This window comes from Georhizobium sp. MAB10 (assembly GCF_045012825.1).
GTDB lineage: Bacteria > Pseudomonadota > Alphaproteobacteria > Rhizobiales > Rhizobiaceae > Georhizobium > Georhizobium profundi.
The window spans coordinates 1,340,475-1,358,996 of sequence record NZ_CP118314.1; the positions used below are offsets into that span (position 1 = coordinate 1,340,475).

The following is an 18,522-nucleotide window of genomic DNA, read 5'->3' on the forward strand; positions in this document are numbered from 1 at the left end:
CGTGTCTGAGGCCGTCAAATTCGGCACCAGCGGCGTACGCGGCCTCGTCGATCGCCTGCTCAGCGGCGATGCGGGTATCTACTCACGCGCCTTCATCGAGCATCTCCAGCGATCCGGCTTGGTCGGCGAGGGCGGTTCGATCGCCGTCGGCGAGGATTTGCGGCCGAGCTCAGCCGCGATCGGTGAGGCGGTGTGCGAAGCGATAATTCAGGTTGGGCTAATGCCCGTGCGCTGTGGCGTCGTGCCGACGCCCGCTTTGGCGTGCTTCGCGATGGGCCGTGGCATGGCGGCGATCATGGTCACGGGATCGCATATTCCTGCGGATCGTAATGGGCTGAAATTTTATCGACCGGATGGCGAGATCGACAAACAGGACGAAGCCGCGATCGTGCAAATCCTGGCCGAGCAGGGCTCGCATGCGGTCGGCGCTCGTTCGACAGGCGAGGTGGCCGCAGCCGAAGCCGACGCGCTCGCGCTCTATCGCGCTCGGTATCGCGGCTTTTTACCCAACGCGGCGCTTTCCGGTCGCCGGGTCGGTATCTGGGAACAATCCTCCGTCGCAAGGTCCTTGCTTGCTGAGATCGTCACCTCATCGGGTGGCCAGCCTGTGCTGCTCGGTCGCTCCGCGCAGTTCGTGCCCGTCGATACCGAGGCGCTTGGCGCGACCGATGCCGCTCGGCTTGCTGCCTGGATCGTCAGCGAGCAGCTTGATCTCATGATTTCGACCGATGCGGATGCCGATCGTCCGCTTGTCATCGACGAAAAGGGCCGGCAGGTGCGCGGCGATGCGCTCGGTCTGATCGCCGCGAAGATCCTCAACGCAGGCAGCGTCGTTACGCCTGTGACCTCGAGTTCGGGAATCGAAGCGGGCCTCTCTGCGCCCGTGCTGCGCACCCGGGTCGGTTCGCCCTTCGTGATTGCCGGCATGGCCGAAGCCGTCTCTGCCGGTCACCGAAACGTCGTCGGCTTCGAGGCCAATGGCGGGTTTTTGACCGGCAGCGACATCACCTATTCAGGCCATGTGCTGCCGGCCTTGCCGACGCGTGATGCCCTTTTGCCGATCCTTTGTATGTTCATCGCCATGGGCCAAACCGGCGCCCCGGCTTCGGAAGTCGTTTCGGGGCTTGGCCTTCCAAAGGCGTTAAGCGATCGGCTGCAGGATTATCCTGTCCCCAAGGGGCAGGCGCTCATGCGCCAGCTGGCGGACGACGCGGCATTCTCCGAGCATTTTCTCGATGGTCTCGGTTCCATCGAAGGAAGGGACACCACCGATGGCGTGAAGTTTTTCCTTGAAGATGGAAAGATCGTGCATTTCCGCCCTTCCGGCAACGCACCAGAAATGCGCTGCTACGTGGAAGCGCCGAACCGAGATGCCGCGGAGGCACTACTTACGGAAGGACTGAGGCGCCTGAAGGCGTTCGCTCCCGTGGGAGTGGAACACTGATGCCGGCATCGGCTCCGCTCATTCCGGTGCTCCTGGCGGGCGGGTCCGGCTCGCGGCTTTGGCCGCTGTCGCGTCAGCTGAATCCAAAGCAGTTCTTGCCGCTGACCAGCGATCGCACCATGCTGCAGGAAACGGCGCTGAGACTTTCCGGCATGGCGGCCGACCCGATCCTCATCTGCAACGAGGAGCACCGGTTCCTGGCCGCTGAACAGTTGCGCGGCATTGGCGCAAGGACTCAGTCGATCGTGCTCGAGCCGGTCGGTCGCAACACGGCACCGGCCATCGCTGTCGCAGCGCTGAAGGCGCTTCAGGTGCATGAGGATCCGCTACTCATCGTTTTGGCCGCAGATCACCTGATCCAGAATGTCGGCGCTTTTCGGCAAGCCATCGAAAAAGCGCTGCCGCTCGCTCAGGACGGCCGGTTGGTTACCTTCGGCATCGTACCGGACCGTCCTGAGACGGGGTACGGTTATATCCAGCAGGGCGCGCAGCTTGGCGAAGTCGGCTTCGAGGTCGCACGCTTCGTCGAAAAGCCGGATCGGTCGACTGCTGAGGGCTACATCGCTTCTGGCGATCACCTCTGGAACAGCGGCATGTTCCTGTTCCGGGCAAGCGATTATCTAAAAGAACTCGAGCACCATGCACCGGAGATCGCTGTTGCGTGCCGTCGGGCGCTCGACGGGGCGGTCGCCGATCTCGATTTTCTGCGCCTGGACCGGGCCGCGTTCGAGGCGTGCCCAGCGGTCTCCATCGACTATGCCGTGATGGAAAAGACGACGCGGGCGGCGGTGGTGCCGCTGGATGCGGGATGGAGCGATATCGGGTCCTGGTCGGCGTTGTTCGATGTCCGGGCAAAGGACGCCGACGGCAACGCCTTTCGCGGCGATGTGATCGCGACCGCAAGTTCCCGCAGCTTCGTGGAAGCCGATCACCGGCTGGTCGCCCTTGTCGGCACGACCGATCTCGTCGTGATCGAGACGAAGGATGCGGTCCTCGTCGCGCACAAGGACAAGGTTCAGGACGTGCGCCACATCGTCGACGCCATCAAAGCCGATGGCCGTCGCGAGCATCTGAACCATCGCGAGCTCTATCGACCCTGGGGCGCGATCGACACGGTCGATAGGGGCGGGCGCGATGCGGTGAAGCGCATCACCGTCAAGCCGGGAGCGGCCATGTCGACGCAGATGCACCATCACCGTGCGGAGCACTGGATCGTCGTGAAGGGCACGGCGAAAGTAACGATTGGCGATCACGAGGTGACGCTTTCGGAGAACCAGTCGACCTACATCCCGGTCGGCGAGGTCCATCGGCTGGAAAATCCAGGTGTCATCCCGCTGGAGATCATCGAGATCCAGACCGGCAGCTATCTCGGCGAAGACGACATCGTGCGCTTCGCGCCGCCGAAGCTGCCCGGCGACGACGATCGTTGAGCCGACGGTCGATCAGGCGGAGCGCCGGAACCTCGTCTGGTCCACCGCCGCCGCCATCAGTGCCTGCGTATAGGCTTCCCGCGGATGGTCGAAGATTTCGGCTGTCGCGCCTTCCTCGACGATCCGGCCGTCCTTCATCACGATGATGTGGTCGGCCATGGCCCGCACCACCGCCAGATCATGGCTGATGAAGAGATAGGCGAGGTCGTGCGCCTTCTGCAGATCGCGCAGCAGGTCGACGATCTGTTTCTGCACCGAGCGGTCGAGCGCCGAGGTCGGCTCGTCCAGCACAACGATCTTGGGCTTGAGGATCATGGCGCGTGCAATCGCGATGCGCTGGCGCTGGCCGCCGGAGAATTCGTGCGGGTAGCGGTTGCGCATCAGCGGATCCAGACCGACTTCGGCAAGCGCCTCGATCGCACGGGCATCGCGTTCCCGTCGGGTGAGGTGCGGCTCGTGCACCAGAAGGCCTTCCGTCACGATCTGGCCGACCGTCATGCGGGGCGACAGCGACCCGAAGGGATCCTGGAAGACGAGCTGCATCTCGTGCCGCAACGGCCGCATGGCCTCGCGGTCGGCGTGGGAAATGTCTTTGCCTTGAAACCGCACTGCGCCCTTGGAAGGCGCGAGCCTTAGAAGCGCCCGCCCGAGCGTCGATTTGCCTGACCCCGATTCACCGACGATCCCGATCGTCTGGCCTTGTCGTAACTGCAGGGAAATGCGGTCGACGGCCTTCAGGTCGATGGCGGGCCCCTTCATGAAGCCGCCGCCGACGCGGAAAGTGACGGCGACATCGCGGCCCTCCAGCAGCACCGGTGCCGTCGGTGGCGGCGGTGCCTTGATGCCGGTCGGCTCGGCCGCCAGCAGCATCTGCGTGTAGGGGTGGGCAGGGGCGGTGAACAGCACTTCGGCGTCGTTCGTCTCGACCACCTCGCCCCTCTGCATGACGTAGACGCGGTCGGCAAAGCGCCGGACGATGCCGAGGTCGTGGGTGATGAAGACGATCGCCATGCCGAGCCGTTTCTGCAGATCGGCCAGAAGTTCGAGGATCTGGGCCTGGATCGTCACGTCGAGTGCCGTCGTCGGCTCATCGGCGATCAGGATGTCCGGATCGTTGGCGAGCGCCATCGCGATCATCACACGCTGGCGTTGGCCGCCGGAAAGTTCATGCGGATAGGCATCGATCCGCCGTTCCGGGTTGGGCAGGCCGACGAGCTTCAACAGCTCGATGATGCGCGGCCGCACCTCGCTTCGCTTCAGCTTGCCGTGGTGGATGATGGGCTCGGATAGCTGCCGGCCAATCTTGTAGAGCGGATCGAGCGACGTCATCGGCTCTTGGAAGATCATGGTGATCTTCTCGCCGCGGATGCGGTTCAGCGCCCGGTCGGAAAGGCCGATGATCTCCTTTCCGCGGTATTGCGCCGAGCCATTCGCCCGGCCATTGCCGGCGAGCAGGCCCATGATCGCCATCATGGTCTGGCTCTTGCCGGAGCCGGATTCGCCGACGATCGCGACCGTTTCACCCGGCATCACGTCGAGGTCGATGCCTTTGACGGCGTAGACGGGCCCGTCATTGGTACCGAATTCGACCTTCAGATCGCGCACTTTGAGGATCGGGTCGCTCATTCTATCGGTCCTTCGGATCGAGCGCATCGCGCAGGCCATCGCCCAGGAAGTTCAGCGCGAAGAGGATGATCGTCAGCGTCACCGCCGGATAGATCAGGAGCCAGCTCGCGCCGCGCATGTTTGCCGCGCCATCGGAGATCAGGAGCCCGAGGCTCGTCAGCGGGGGCTGGACGCCGAGGCCGAGGAAGGAGAGCAGGCTTTCCAGGAGGATTGCCTTCGGCACCAGAAGCGTAACGAAGACGATCACCGGGCCGAGCGTGTTCGGGATCACGTGCCGGCGCAGGATGCCCCAACTCGTCACGCCCATGGCCTGGGCGGCTTCCACATATTCCTGCCGTTTGATGGTGAGCGTCTGCCCGCGCACGATGCGAGCCATGTCCAGCCATTCGGTGCAGCCGATGGCGATGAAGATCAAAACGAAACTTCGCCCGAAGAAGACGACCAGCAAAATGACGAAGAAGATGAAGGGCAGCGAATAGAGGATGTCGACGAAGCGCATCATGACATTGTCGACGCGGCCACCGAGATAGCCGGCGACGGCGCCGTAGGTGACGCCCAGCACAAGTGCCATCAGCGAGGCGAGAAGCCCGATCGCAAGCGAGATGCGGATGCCGATCATCGTGCGGGTCAGCACGTCTCGGCCGTTGGCGTCGGTGCCGAAGAGGAAGCGCAGCCGCTGCACGTCCGCCACCATTTCGGCGCTTAGACCGTCGGCGCTGAGGTTTTCAAGGCGCGCATTGGAGAAGAGGTCGGAGCGGTCGACATAGCGGGTGATGCGGTCGTCGATCGGCTCGTCGTTCGAAATGAGTGCCCGCGCGGTCTGGCCCTCGATCGTGATTTCGCCGATCGTGACACGGCCGCGTTCGATCGCGCTTTCGAAAGCCGGGGTTATGTCGTCCGCACGTGGGTAGGCCTCGAAGCTCGCCGGGGCGCGTACATATTGCGGATAGATGCGGTCATAAGGGTGCGGCGAGAGCATCGGCCCGAAAATGCCCGTGAGGGCGAGCGCGATGAGCACGATCATCGAAACGACGGCCGCCTTGTTGCGGCGCAGGCGAAGCCAGGCATCCTGGCCAAGCGAGCGGCTTTGGCGGTAGTCCAGTTCGGAATGGGCGGAGATTGTCTCGGTCATCGCATGGTCCTCAATCGTAACGCACGCGCGGATCGAGCCACGCATAGAGGATGTCGACGATCAGGTTGAAGATCACCACGAAGACGGCGATGACGATCACCGTGCCCATGACGAGCGTGTAGTCGCGCCCGAGCGCCCCTTGCACGAAATAGCGTCCGATGCCGGGGATGCCGAAGATGGTTTCCACGACGACGGAACCGGTGAGCAGGGCGGCTGCCGTCGGGCCGAGATAGGAGACGACAGGCAGCATGGCGGCACGCAGCGCATGGGTGACGACCACGACGCGGGTCGGCAAGCCATAGGCGCGGGCGGTGCGCACATGGTTCGATCGCAGGGCCTCGATGGTGGCGCCACGCGTCAACCGCGCAATGATCGCGATTTGGGGCAGGGCAAGGGTTGCGACCGGCAGGACGAGATAGCGGAACTGCCCGCCGCCCCAGCCGCCGGCTGGCAGCCAGCCGAGCATGACGCCGAAGAACAGCGACAGGACGGGTGCGATCACAAAGGGCGGTATGGTGATGCCGAGCGTGGCGGTGCCGACAACCATGTAGTCGATCCAGGTGTTCTGACGCAGAGCCGCAAGCGCGCCGAGAGCCGTGCCGACGATAAGCGCCAGCGACAGCGCCATGGCGCCCAGCTGGATGGAAACGGGCAGGCCAGTTCGGAACAAATCCATCACCGAGAAGTCGCGCCGCGTGAAGCTCGGGCCGAGATCGCCCTGCGCCAGATTGCCGAGATACAGCAGATACTGCTGCCAGAGCGGCTTATCGAGATTGTAGGCGCGGTTGATGTTTTCCATGATCAGCGGATCGAGCGGGCGTTCAAGATCGAACGGACCGCCGGGCGCGATGCGGATCATGAAAAAGGCGAGGGTGACGATGATAAACACCGTCGGTATGGCGCTCAACAGACGCCGCAGCACATAGCCGACCATTTAAGGTTTCCTGACGACGCCTATCGGCGAAGGACGGCGCTCTCAGCGCCCAGAGAAATCACCCGGCGATCCAAGCCATCGCTGGCCCGAATTCGCCGGGTAAGGGCTGAAAGCCTATTCGGTGATCGACATCCAACGGCTGCCGTGGACGTTCATGACGTTGTCTTCCCAGCCGACAAGACGATCCGACACGAGCGCGTTGGCCGTGTAGTAGAGGATCGGAATGACCGGCACTTCCTGCAACAGAAGCGTTTCTGCCTCTTTCAGGATTTCAGCGCGGGTATCGATGTCCGTTTCCACGGACGCCTGATCCATCAGCTCGTCGTAATCCTCGTTCACCCAGCGGGAATAGTTGAAGCCGAGATTGTCGCTCTCATGCAGGAAGAGGAAGTTCTGCGGATCTGAATAGTCGCCGATCCAGCCGGCGCGAGCGACATCGAAGTCGCCATCTTCACGCAGATAGTTGAAGTAGGTGGCGCCTTCCATTTCGACGGTCGTTGCCTGGATTCCGATATTGCCCAGCATGTCGGCGATCGCGGTCATCGTGTTCGCGTTGTTTTCCGACGTGTTGTACAGCAGCTCGATGGACAGCTCGTTCTCGCCGTAGCCGGCTTCTTCCAGAAGCGCGATCGCGGCATCTTCGCGGTCCAGCATGTCGTCATCGGCATAGGGCATTTCCGCCGGCTCGCCGTAATTGCCGATGCCCTGCGGCACGTAGGAGTGGGTCGGGATCATTGCGCCCTGCCAGATTTCCTCGGCCAGGAACTCACGGTCGATCGCCATGGACATCGCCTGGCGGACGCGCGGATCGGAGAGACCCTCCTTCGTCGTCTTTACCGGCAGGTAGTAGGTGCCGAGATAGGGGACGATGCGCAGCGCATCGCCGAGATTGGCTTCCATATAGTCCATCTGCTCCAGCGGTACGTCGGAACAGGAATGGACCTCGCCGGCCTCGAAACGGCGCAGGCAGGTCGCGCGCTCTTCGAAGGGGATATAGTTCACGACGTCGATCGCGACATTGTCCGCGTCATGGAACTCCGGGTTCTTGCGCATCACGATCTGGTCGTTCGGCGTGAAGCTTTCCAGCATATAGGCGCCATTGGTCACCAGATTGCCGGGGCTCGTGTAGTTCGAGCCATGCTCCTCGACAGACGCCTGGTGCAGCGGCAGGCCTGTCTGGTGGGTCAGAAGCTCAAGGAAGTAGGGGGCCGGTGTCTTCAGGGTAATTTCCAGCGTGCGATCATCGATGGCGCGGGCAGCGATGTCTTCGAGCGCGCCGCCAGCCGTGTTCGCCTCTTCGGCGCCTTCGATGACGTAGAGCATGTTGGCGTAAGGCGCTGCCGTTGCCGGATCCTGGATGCGGCGATAGGCGAAGACGAAGTCGTTTGCCGTCACCGGATCGCCGTTCGACCAGCGTGCGTCTTCGCGCAGATAGAACGTGTAGGTCATGCCGTCTTCGGAAATGTCCCAACGCTCGGCGACGCCCGGCACTACTTCGGCGTCAGCGCCTTGCACGACGAGCCCCTCGTAGAGATCGCGCATAATGTGGCCTTCCGCCACCGTCGACGTCAGATGGTGATCGAGCGTCGAGGGGTCGGTGTCATTGCCGCGGTTGTAGACCACTTCTGCGTCCTGCGCGGACGCGCCCGTCGGAAGGGCTGAAATGGCCAGCGCGGAGGCCAGCATCGTCGAAGTGAAAAGGCTCTTGAGCATCGATCGGTGTTCCCTGTTGTCTTGTTCTTCGATGGCCCCTGCAGCGACGTGCGACCACGTCTTCTGCACCCCCACCTGTGAAGGTGTTGGAATAAAATTTCCGAGTCAAGCTGAAGCGGACAGGCCGCACACGCTGTCAAAGGGCTTTGAATGGATCGAACGCCCGGCGTCCGGTTTTGATCGTAAAGTTGCGCAAGCGGCAAAAGCGACAGCCTCAGGTGGCTGCATCGCCTAAGCCTTAGATGGCTTCAACCGATCGGAGCGGGCTCGGCGCAGACGATGGGGATCAGCGGATGATCATCCTCGAGATCGACCCAATTGACGTTTTGCGGCATGCCGCGTTCGTCGAACTCGGTGGAATCGGTGAGATCGGCGCGGCGCGTATCGCTGCAATCGAAGATCTGGCGCGCCTGTAGCGTCGGCTGGTAGCGCTGAACGAAGATGATGTCCGCCATGACATAACCCGGCAGCGCTTCGTTGCGCTGGATCGACGCCCGATCGACGGCGGTGAAGCGGTTGATGCGCGGCTTGATGAGCGTCCAGGGCTGGAGGGCGCCACTATAGGTGAAGCTCTCGACGACAGCGACACGCTCGGGCAGTTCCGCAACGGTACGGCCGTACCAGGAGTAGTCGTTCCAGAGGACGAAGACGAGAAGCGATATGCCGCCGACGATCGGCATCAGGCCCCGCGGCACGGGCTTTTTGGCAAAGCGATAAGGCAGCGAAGCGATCGCCCCGGCGCTGACGGCCACGAGCAGGCCCCCGATCAAGATAAAAAACATCGTCTCTTCCCGCCAGGATCGCGTCGGTGCTCCCCCAAGCCCGTGCGTGATCCACCCCGATCATCGAGCGTGGACGAAACGTCCCACGCTGCTGTGCTTCCAAAGCCCCTAATCGCCCGAATTCCGCTTCGGATCAACCAATCGCGGGCCAGAAGGTAAAAAGACCCCGCAAACAGAAGCTTGCGGGGTCTTTTCTGGTCATTTCGACCATTCCCGGACGTGAAGACCGGGAACGGTCTTATGTCTTAGTGGTCCAGCGCTGCGCTGGCGCCACGCGGCGTGCGAACGCTTTCGACGAGGTCCTGGATTTCGCGCGGCGGTGCTTCGGTCGCGTTTGACACGAAGTAGGCAACGGCGAAGTTCAAAATCGCGCCGATCGTACCGAAGGATGCCGGCGAAATGCCGAAGATCCAGCCAGCCGGATTGTCCGGCAGGATGTTGGTTTCCGGAATGAACAGGAAGCCTTTGTACGCGAAGACGTAGGCGCAGGTCGTGATCAGACCGACGAGCATGCCAGCGATCGCACCCGACGAATTGATGCGCTTGGAGAAGATGCCCATCATCAGTGCCGGGAAGATCGTCGCTGCAGCAAGGCCGAAGGCAAGAGCCACGGTCTGGGCTGCGAAGCCGGGCGGGTTGAGCCCGAGCCAGGTAGCAAGCGCAATGGCACCGGCCATGGCGACACGCGCGGCCAGCAGCTCGCCCTTTTCAGAGATGTCCGGCTTGAAGACGCTCTTGATCAGATCGTGCGAGATCGCCGAAGCGATGGCGAGCAGCAAGCCTGCCGCCGTCGACAGAGCGGCGGCAAGACCACCGGCAGCGACAAGTGCGATCACCCAGCCCGGAAGATTTGCGATTTCCGGATTGGCGAGAACCATGATGTCGTTGTTGACGGTCAGTTCGTTGCCCTGCCAGCCACGCTGCGTGGCCGTTTCGGCATAGGCTGCGTTGTTGGCATTGTAGAACTGGATGCGGCCGTCACCGTTCAGGTCGTTGAAGGTGAGGAGGCCGGTGGTTTCCCAGTTGCGCATCCACTCGGGACGATCCTCATAGACGAGAGCAGTCTCTTCCACGGCGCCATTGCCGGGGTAGATCGTCTCGATAAGGTTGAGGCGCGCCATCGCACCGACGGCCGGAGCCGTGAGGTAGAGAATGGCGATGAAGACCAGCGCCCATCCGGCAGACCAGCGTGCGTCGGATACCTTCGGCACGGTGAAGAAGCGGATGATGACGTGCGGCAGGCCGGCGGTACCGATCATCAGGGACATGGTGAACAGGACGATGTTCAGCATGGAATCCGTCGAGCCGGTGTACTGGTTGAAGCCGAGATCGGTCACGATCTGGTCGAGGGTGCTGAGAAGTGGCTGGCCGGATGCCGTGTGCTCGGAGAAGAGACCGAACATCGGAAGCGGATTGCCCGTCAGCTGCAGCGAGATGAAGATCGCCGGGATCGTGTAGGCAAGAATGAGCACGACGTACTGGGCGACCTGCGTATAGGTGATGCCCTTCATCCCGCCGAAAACCGCGTAGAGGAACACGATCGCCGAGCCGATCAGAAGGCCGGTGGTGGTGTCGGTTTCCAGGAAGCGGGCGAAGGTGACGCCAACGCCGGTCATCTGACCGATAACGTAGGTGACCGAGACGACGATAAGGCAGACGACGGCAACGATGCGCGCTGTGCGCGAATAGAAGCGGTCGCCGATGAATTCCGGTACGGTGAACTTGCCAAACTTGCGCAGGTAGGGCGCAAGGAGCATGGCGAGCAGCACGTAGCCGCCGGTCCAGCCCATGAGATAGGTCGAGTTGTCGTACCCGACCGAAGCGATGAGGCCCGCCATCGAAATGAACGATGCGGCCGACATCCAGTCAGCAGCCGTCGCCATCCCGTTCATCACCGGATGAACGCCGCGGTTTGCGGCATAGAATTCGCCGGTCGTTCCGGCGCGTGAATAGATCGCAATGCCGATATAGAGCGCGAAGCTCAGCCCGACGACGATCAGATTGAGTGTATATTGATCCATGTTACCCCTCCCTCTCGCGGTCTACTGTTCGTCGACGTCGAATTCGCGGTCGAGCTTGTTCATGCGCCAGGCATAGAAGAAGATCAGACCAAGAAAGACGAGGATGGAGCCCTGCTGGGCGAACCAGAAACCGAGATCAGTGCCGCCGACGGGAATGCCGGAGAGCAGTGGGCGCAGAATGATGCCGAAACCGAACGAGACCAGCGCCCAGATAACGAGCGAGAACTTGATGATCCGGAGATTGGCCTGCCAATAGGCATCGGCCTGTGCGGACTTGGGATCCAAAACGATTACCTCCCATTTCGAGCCGTGGCGCGGCCACGGCAAACCCCTGCGGCCAGCCTATGCCACCGCAATTGAACCGTACTGCCGAGCCCGAAATGCGACCAGTTAGCCGTTCGGATTATAAACGAAGGGCGAATGCGGCCAGGAACCGGCACTTTGCCCTTTCGGCCTAGAGCACTTAGGATATGTTCAGGCTGGGGCGATAGGAGAAAGCTGCAATGATCTCAAGGTCTTGGTGTGCACCCATCGCTGCTCTGCTCGTCTTAACCAGCGGCGAAACGCTTGCGCAGGAGGCGCGCCCTGCGCCCGAGCAGGCGACTGGGCGGATCCAGCAGGCGACTGTTTACGCACAGGATTTCATGGTCGCCGCTGCCCATCCGGCCGCCAGCGAAGCCGGATTGGCGGTGCTGGAAGCCGGCGGCAACGCGATCGACGCCATGGTCGCCGTGCAGATGATGCTCAATTTCGTCGAGCCACAGAGCTCCGGGATCGGCGGTGGTGCCTTCCTCGTCTATTTCGACGCCGAAACTGGATCGGTGCGCACGTTCGATGGGCGCGAAACGGCGCCGAAGGTTGCTGGGCCAAACCTCTTCCTGGGGCTCGATGGTGAGCCGATGGAGTTTTTCGATGCGGTGGTCGGCGGGCGCTCGGTCGGCACGCCAGGAACGCTGAAGCTGATGGAAGAGACCCACGCACTCTATGGCACCAAGCCTTTTGCCGAACTGCTTCAGCCGGCCATCGACCTGGCGGAGGAAGGGTTCGAAGTCGGCCCGCGGCTTGCCGGGCAGCTTACCGGCGACGGCGCCGCGCGGCTCCAGACGTTCGAGACCGCGCGCGACTACTTCTTTCCAGGAGGAAAGGCACTTCAAGCGGGAGATATCGTTCGCAATCCGGAGTTTGCGGAGACACTGCGGCGCGTGGTGGAGGAGGGCACCGAGGTCTTCTATGGCGGCGAGATCGGGCAAGCGATCGTCGAGACGGTGCGCACCGCGCCCGGTCGCCCGGGGCTGCTGTCGATCGAGGATCTCGAAGCCTATGAGATCGTGGAGCGTGAGCCGGTGTGTCATCCCTACCGCGTCTACGAGGTGTGCGGCATGGGGCCGCCGAGTTCGGGCGCGACGACTGTCGGCCAGATCCTCGGGCTGCTCGAACATTTCGACATGGCGTCGCTTGGCCCCGACGACCCGAATGCCTGGCACCTCTTCAGCGAGGCTGGCAAGCTCGCCTTTGCCGACCGCGCGATGTTTTTGGCCGATGCCGACTTCGTCGACGTGCCTGTCGACGGTCTTCTCGATCCGGCCTATCTGACCGCTCGCGCCCAATCGATCTCGCTGGATGAAGCCGCCGCTGCACCGGTTGCTCACGGCAATCCGCCGTGGCGCGCGCGAAGAGCGCAGGGACCGGATACGTCCCCCGGACGCGCGGGAACCAGCCATGTCTCCATTGTCGACGCGGACGGCAACGCGGTTTCTCTGACCACGACGATCGAGGGTGGGTTCGGCTCGCAACTGATGGTCGGTGGATTTCTCCTCAACAACGAGCTCACCGATTTCTCGCTTTCGCCGCGCGACGATGCCGGTCGGCCGATCGCGAACCGTGTGGAAGGCGGAAAGAGGCCGCGCAGTTCGATGGCGCCGACGATCGTGCTGGAGGATGGAGAGCTCGAGCTCGTCATCGGATCGCCGGGCGGCGTTTCGATCATCGGCTATGTGGCGCAGGCGCTGGTGGCGACGCTCGATTGGAACCTGGAGCTGCAGGCCGCAATCGACCTTGGCCATGTCTTCAATGCGAACGGGCCGACAACGCTCGAAGCAGGAACCGAAGCCGAGCGTTTCGCCGATGAACTGACCGCCCGCGGCCATGAGGTGCGGATCGGTGACATGAACAGCGGTTTGCATGCGATCCGCGTCGAAGATGGTGGCCTTGCCGGTGCGGCCGACCCGCGCCGCGAGGGCCTTGTGCTGGGACGATAGACAAATCCGGGCGGTCGTTTAGAGGTTCATGATCTGAACGCCGACGAGAGAGCGCAGCATGGCAGTCGAGGGATCCGGATCCGATCTGGCGCAGGTGGTCGTGCTGCTCTCGGCAGGCGTGCTGGCAGTGCCGATCTTCAAGCGCCTCGGCCTTGGCTCGGTGCTCGGCTATTTCACGGCGGGCCTCATCATCGGGCCGTTCGGTCTCGGATTCTTCTCCGATCCTGAAGCGATCCTGCACATCGCCGAACTCGGCGTCGTGATGTTCCTCTTCGTCATCGGGCTGGAAATGCAGCCTTCGCGGCTCTGGAACCTCAGGCGTGAAATCTTCGGCCTTGGTCTATCGCAGGTGTTCTTCTGCGCTTTCCTGTTGACGTTGATCGGGGTCTATCTGCTCGACCTGCCACCGGTCATCGCCTTCGTTGCGGCCTCCGGTTTCGTCCTGTCGTCGACGGCCGTCGTCATTCAGATGCTCGACGAGCGGGGCGAGACATCCACGACGGAAGGGCAGCAGGCGGTATCGATCCTGCTACTCGAAGACCTGATGATCGTGCCGCTTCTTGCAATCGTCACCTTCCTGGCACCGGGAGAAAGCGCGACGTTGACTGAGCGCCTGGTCGACATCGCGATCGCGATCGGCGCGGTTGCGGCGCTCATTCTCGCCGGGCGCTTCCTGCTCAATCCGTTCTTCAGCATTCTGGCGGCGGCGCGGGCGCGCGAGGTGATGACGGCCGCGGCACTTCTGGTCGTGCTCGGGTCGGCGCTTCTGATGGATGTTGGTGGCTTGTCCATGGCAATGGGCGCGTTTCTTGCCGGCGTGCTTCTGTCGGAATCGACCTTCCGCCATCAGCTGGAAGCCGATGTCGAACCGTTCCGCGGTATCCTGCTCGGCCTCTTCTTCTTGGCCGTGGGCATGTCGCTTGATCTCTCCGTCATCGGGGCGGAATGGCAGATGATCCTGCTTGCCGTTGCGGCTTTCATGGTCACGAAGGCGATCGGCATCTATGTCATCGCGCGGATCTTCGGCACGGGCAACCGGGCGGCGATCACCCGCGTGGCACTCTTCGCGCAGGGCGGCGAGTTCGCCTTCGTCCTTTATGCGGCAGCGCTTGCCGGCGGCATTTTCGACGCGCGCACCAACGCGATATTCTCCGCCGTGATCATCCTTTCCATGGCGCTGACGCCGCTGATCGGCATCGCGCTGCAGCGCCTGATGCCGCGCGCGCCGACCGATCTCGATGGCATCGACAAAGCGGATGGGCTTGAAGGCAATGTGCTGATGATCGGCTTCGGCCGGTTTGCTCAGGTGGCCAGCCAGGGACTGCTCGCGCGCGGCTTCGATGTGTCGATCATCGAAAACGACGTCGAAATGATCCGCGCCGCGTCTGATTTCGGCTTCAAGGTCTATTTCGGCGACGGGACGCGGCTCGACACGCTGCATGCATCGGGCGCCAAGGAGGCCGAGGCGATCCTCGTCTGCGTCGACGATCGAGCCGCCGCCGACCGGATCGTGGAACTGGTCAAACACGAGTTTCCGCTGGCCAAGCTTTTCGTGCGTGCCTTCGATCGCGGCCACGCGCTCGATCTCATCGCCAAGGGCGTCGATTACCAGATCCGCGAGACCTTCGAATCCGCGATGCGCTTCGGCGAGGCCGCGTTGATCGAGCTTGGCGTTTCCGTCGAGGACGCGCAGGCGATCAGCGCGGATGTACGCCGGCGTGACGAGGCGCGCTTCGAGCTGCAGATCGTGGGCGACATTTATTCCGGCCGAGATCTGATGCGTGGCAACATGCCAAAGCCGACGCCGCTGACGACGCCGAGGCGGGCCGGCAAGGTCTATGGCGCCGACACGCTCGGTGAGAGCGCGACATCCGACCGCGACAACGAGCGGATCGAATAGTATTCAGCGTTTGGCGCGGCCGATCAGCTCGAGATAAAGCGCTGCATGATCGAGATCCGGCTCGTTCATCGCGTGGACGAGCGTCTCGTAGCGTTCGCGAATGCTCGCTGCGAGCGGCAGCTCGATAGCCAGCGCATCCGCTTCCTTCACGATGTTGTTCATGTCCTTCAGCTGGATCGAGGATTTGGCACCCGGCGTGAAGTCGCGAGTGTCCATGCGCCGGCCATGGAGCTGGAGGATCGCGGAATCGGCAAAGCCGCCCTTCAACGCGTCGCGAAACGCCTCGGCGTTGCCGCCGCCGGACTGAACGAGCAGGGTCGCCTCGGCGACCGCACCGATCGTGATGCCGACGATTGCCTGGTTGGCGAGCTTAGCCAATTGGCCCGTACCGGATGCTCCAACGCGGACCGGCCGGCCCAGTGCCTTAAGAACGGGGGCGGCCTCATCGAATGTCGCTTCGTCGCCGCCGGCCATGATAGCGAGCGTTGCGGCTTCAGCCCCCTTCGTGCCGCCGCTGACCGGGGCATCGAGGTGGCGTAGTCCGAGCGCCTCGAGCCTTTCGGCATGGTCACGGGCTTCGGCCGGGGTGATCGAGCTCATGTCGATGAAAATCGCGCCGCTCTTCATGGACGCTGCCACGCCTTGGCCGAACAGAAGATCGGCAACGGCCTCGCCATTGCTGACGATGGCGATGACCATGTCGGCTTCTCTCACCGCGTCGGCGGCGCTGGCGGCGATCTCGGCGCCGAGCTTGCCGAGCGGCTCGGCTTTCTCCCTGCTTCGGTTCCAGACCGTCAGGCGGTGGCCGGCCTTGAGCAGGTTTTCGGCCATGGGCGCGCCCATGAGGCCCGTGCCCAGGAAGGCGATGTGTCGCGATGTCATGGTGAAATGCCCCGAAAGTCCGTCAGAAAGAAGTGAGAAGTGCCTGTGTCAATGGGCTGTCGCGCCGAGCAAGGCCGTCGATGACATCGAAATGGTGCGTCGCTTCATCGACGTGGAACTCGGTCTCGACGCCGAAACCGTCCCAGAGTTCGGGCAGGATGCGGCTTTGGCGCAGGAATTCAGGCCGCTCCCTGCCGCCCACCCAGGCTAGAAGCCGCGTGCCGGCCAGGGGGCGCAGGAGCGCCGGGCTTTCCCGATATGCCTCCTCCTCATCGATCGCGAGGATCGCGTTCATCTCGGTCAGCATCAGTGGGCGAAGATCGTGCACGCCCGAGATTGACACCACGTTGTTCACACGCTCCCGGACGGGTACGGCAAGCGGGGAATGCTCCGAAACCATGCGTGAGACGAGATGACCGCCGGCCGAGTGACCAGCAAGCCGGATCGGGCCAGCGACCCTATCGCTCGCCTTGACGATCGCTGCCGCGACCTCGCGGCCGATCCGCGTCAGCCGCGCCTCGGGTGCCAGCGTGTAGGATGGCATTGCCACGGCGAAGCCTCCATCGACCGCGCCGCGTGCCAGATGCGACCAGAAGGATTTGTCGAAAGCTTTCCAGTAGCCGCCGTGGACGAAGACGACGAGGCCCTTTGGCGATCCGACCGGCAGGAAGAGATCCAACTTGTTGCGCGGCTCGGGGCCATAAGACATATCGATCTCAGCGCGACCGTCCTGTTGAAGCTCGGCGCGGAATTGAGCTGCCTCTACCGCCCAGCGATCGGGATAGGCTTCTGCGCCGTCGATATAGGCACCGTTCGTATAGGCGTCATCCCAATCGGTGATCGGGTAATCCGGTTCCGTCATGTGGTCCTCCCGATCCCGGCCGTTGTGCCGAGATCCTCGATCAAAGCGCCTACCGCCTGATGAAGGGCCTTGTCCAGATCGTCCGCCGTCAGTCCAGGTCCCGCGATTTGCCCTGTACGTCCGTGAAGCCACGCTGCAGCGCTCGTGGCTTCGAAGGGTGGCATGCGCTGTGCGAGCAGCCCGCCGATGATGCCGGCGAGCGTATCGCCGGAACCAGCCGTGGCGAGCCAGGGCGGTGCGTTCGTGTTCACCGCTGCGCGACCTTCGGGCTCGGCGATGACCGTGTCGCCGCCCTTCAGCAGAACCGTCGCGCCGCTGGCGACGGCGGCCCGCTCGGCGACGTCGATTTTCGAAAGGCTTTCGTTTTTCCCCAGATCTGGAAACAGCCGTGCGAACTCGCCGGAATGGGGTGTCATGACGACTGGCGCGCGACGCTCATGGATGCGCGTGAAAAGCGCCTGCGGATCATTCTTGAAGACCGTCAAGGCGTCGGCATCCAGCACCAGTGCGGCGCTGCTCTCTAATGCCGCCAGCACCAGATTACGGCTTGCATCGTCGATGCCGAGGCCCGGACCGATAACGACAGCATTCAGGCGCTCGTCTTCGAGCAAGGTTTTCAGATCGTCGGCATCATCGCAGCGGGCGAGCATGATGGCCGTGAGATGTGCGGCGTTCACCAGAAGAGCGCTGCCCGGCGAAGCCACGGTCACCAATCCGGCGCCCGCGCGCAGGCAGGCGGTTGCCGCAAGGCGCGCGGCACCCGTGCGGGTGGGGCCGCCGGACATGACGATGGCGTGGCCTCGTCCGTATTTGTGCCCTTCCGCCGAGGGAACCGGGTAGGCGGAAGCCCAAAGTTCACGCGTATTTTCGAAGCGCCGTATGCCGAGCCGTCGCAACACTGCATCGTCGATGCCGATCTGCACAACGCTGATCTCGCCGCAGTGGGCGCGGCCCGGAAAGAGAACGTGGCCCGGCTTCTTGCGAAAGAAGGTGACGGTGCGCGTCGCTTTGATCGCAACCCCCCGCACCGCGCCGCTTCGACCATCGATGCCGCTCGGCAGGTCCACAGCCAGCACGGGGATACCGGATCGGTTGACGGCGTCGATCGTCGCGGCAGCTTCGCCCTCGACGGTGCGATCGAGACCGGCGCCGAAGAGCGCATCGATGACGATCCCGAAGCGGAACAGGTCAGCTGGCAATGCCGAGGATGTCTCACCCTGCCAATCGGCAAAAGCCAGTGCCGCATCGCCGCGCAGCCGCTCACGCCTGCCGATGAGAACGACGCGCACGGGCAGTCCCCGCAACCGCAGCACTTCCGCCGCCACGAAGCCGTCGCCACCATTGTTGCCGATGCCGGCCAGCACGAGTACACCGCGTTGCGCCGACGGAAACTTCAGCGCTGCCTCGGCGACAGCTTGCCCTGCCACGCGCATGAGATCGATGCCGGGCGTCCCCATCTCGATCGCCAGGCGGTCCGCTTCGCCCATTTCGCCTGGGGTCAGAAGTTCATGCATGGAATTTCAGAGGCTTGTCATTTG

Annotated in this window: 14 protein-coding genes; 4 read left to right on the plus strand and 10 right to left on the minus strand. The window is 63.0% G+C overall.

Annotated elements, in window-relative coordinates; genetic code table 11:
* Window position 1 precedes the first annotated feature (1 nt).
* Window positions 2–1,444, plus strand: coding sequence for a phosphomannomutase (locus PU133_RS06135; RefSeq protein WP_404863911.1), 1,443 nt, complete (start codon window positions 2–4; stop codon window positions 1,442–1,444).
* A complete protein-coding gene (locus PU133_RS06140; protein ID WP_404863912.1) occupies window positions 1,444–2,874 on the plus strand; it encodes a mannose-1-phosphate guanylyltransferase/mannose-6-phosphate isomerase in 1,431 nt (476 codons plus the stop codon). Before PU133_RS06135 ends, PU133_RS06140 begins: the two co-directional genes overlap by 1 nt.
* Before the next feature lie 12 nt (window positions 2,875–2,886).
* Here the strand turns inward: PU133_RS06140 and PU133_RS06145 are convergent, their stop codons facing one another.
* The 7 genes from PU133_RS06145 to PU133_RS06175 all read right to left on the minus strand — a co-directional run bounded on the left by PU133_RS06145 (window position 2,887) and on the right by PU133_RS06175 (window position 11,367).
* Window positions 2,887–4,500 carry an ABC transporter ATP-binding protein gene (locus PU133_RS06145; RefSeq protein WP_404863913.1) on the minus strand — a complete coding sequence of 538 codons (1,614 nt, stop codon included), beginning with the start codon at window positions 4,498–4,500 and terminating at the stop codon, window positions 2,887–2,889.
* Window position 4,501: 1 nt separating this feature from the next.
* Window positions 4,502–5,632: an ABC transporter permease gene (locus tag PU133_RS06150; RefSeq protein WP_404863914.1), complete on the minus strand. Its 1,131-nt coding sequence runs from the start codon at window positions 5,630–5,632 to the stop codon at window positions 4,502–4,504.
* A 10-nt stretch (window positions 5,633–5,642) separates the two neighbouring features.
* Entirely contained in the window at window positions 5,643–6,566 is a 924-nt protein-coding gene (gene oppB, locus PU133_RS06155; RefSeq protein ID WP_126008705.1) for an oligopeptide ABC transporter permease OppB, read from the minus strand.
* Window positions 6,567–6,680: 114 nt separating this feature from the next.
* Window positions 6,681–8,252, minus strand: coding sequence for a peptide ABC transporter substrate-binding protein (locus tag PU133_RS06160; protein ID WP_404864459.1), 1,572 nt, complete (start codon window positions 8,250–8,252; stop codon window positions 6,681–6,683).
* A 275-nt stretch (window positions 8,253–8,527) separates the two neighbouring features.
* Window positions 8,528–9,061 (minus strand): hypothetical protein, encoded by a 534-nt coding sequence (locus PU133_RS06165; RefSeq protein ID WP_126008709.1) that lies wholly within the window; start codon window positions 9,059–9,061, stop codon window positions 8,528–8,530.
* Window positions 9,062–9,306: 245 nt separating this feature from the next.
* A complete protein-coding gene (locus tag PU133_RS06170) occupies window positions 9,307–11,082 on the minus strand; it encodes a sodium:solute symporter family protein (protein ID WP_404863915.1) in 1,776 nt (591 codons plus the stop codon).
* 21 nt (window positions 11,083–11,103) lie between these two features.
* On the minus strand, window positions 11,104–11,367 hold the full coding sequence (locus PU133_RS06175; protein ID WP_126008713.1) for a DUF4212 domain-containing protein: 264 nt from the start codon (window positions 11,365–11,367) through the stop codon (window positions 11,104–11,106).
* Window positions 11,368–11,585: 218 nt separating this feature from the next.
* Between PU133_RS06175 and ggt the strand changes: the two genes are divergently transcribed.
* Both ggt and PU133_RS06185 read left to right on the plus strand, forming a co-directional pair.
* Window positions 11,586–13,340, plus strand: coding sequence for a gamma-glutamyltransferase (ggt, locus tag PU133_RS06180; RefSeq protein WP_404863916.1), 1,755 nt, complete (start codon window positions 11,586–11,588; stop codon window positions 13,338–13,340).
* 58 nt (window positions 13,341–13,398) lie between these two features.
* Window positions 13,399–15,240 carry a monovalent cation:proton antiporter-2 (CPA2) family protein gene (locus PU133_RS06185; protein WP_404863917.1) on the plus strand — a complete coding sequence of 614 codons (1,842 nt, stop codon included), beginning with the start codon at window positions 13,399–13,401 and terminating at the stop codon, window positions 15,238–15,240.
* A 3-nt stretch (window positions 15,241–15,243) separates the two neighbouring features.
* On the opposite strand, the gene PU133_RS06190 is transcribed toward PU133_RS06185, so the two are convergent.
* The 3 genes from PU133_RS06190 to PU133_RS06200 are packed head-to-tail and all read right to left on the minus strand — an operon-like array spanning window position 15,244 to window position 18,498.
* Complete coding sequence (locus PU133_RS06190; protein ID WP_404863918.1) at window positions 15,244–16,122, minus strand: NAD(P)-dependent oxidoreductase; 879 nt, start codon at window positions 16,120–16,122, stop codon at window positions 15,244–15,246.
* A gap of 22 nt (window positions 16,123–16,144) precedes the next feature.
* Window positions 16,145–16,984 carry an alpha/beta hydrolase gene (locus PU133_RS06195; RefSeq protein WP_404863919.1) on the minus strand — a complete coding sequence of 280 codons (840 nt, stop codon included), beginning with the start codon at window positions 16,982–16,984 and terminating at the stop codon, window positions 16,145–16,147.
* Entirely contained in the window at window positions 16,981–18,498 is a 1,518-nt protein-coding gene (locus PU133_RS06200; protein WP_404863920.1) for an NAD(P)H-hydrate dehydratase, read from the minus strand. Before PU133_RS06200 ends, PU133_RS06195 begins: the two co-directional genes overlap by 4 nt.
* Window positions 18,499–18,522: the final 24 nt, after the last annotated feature.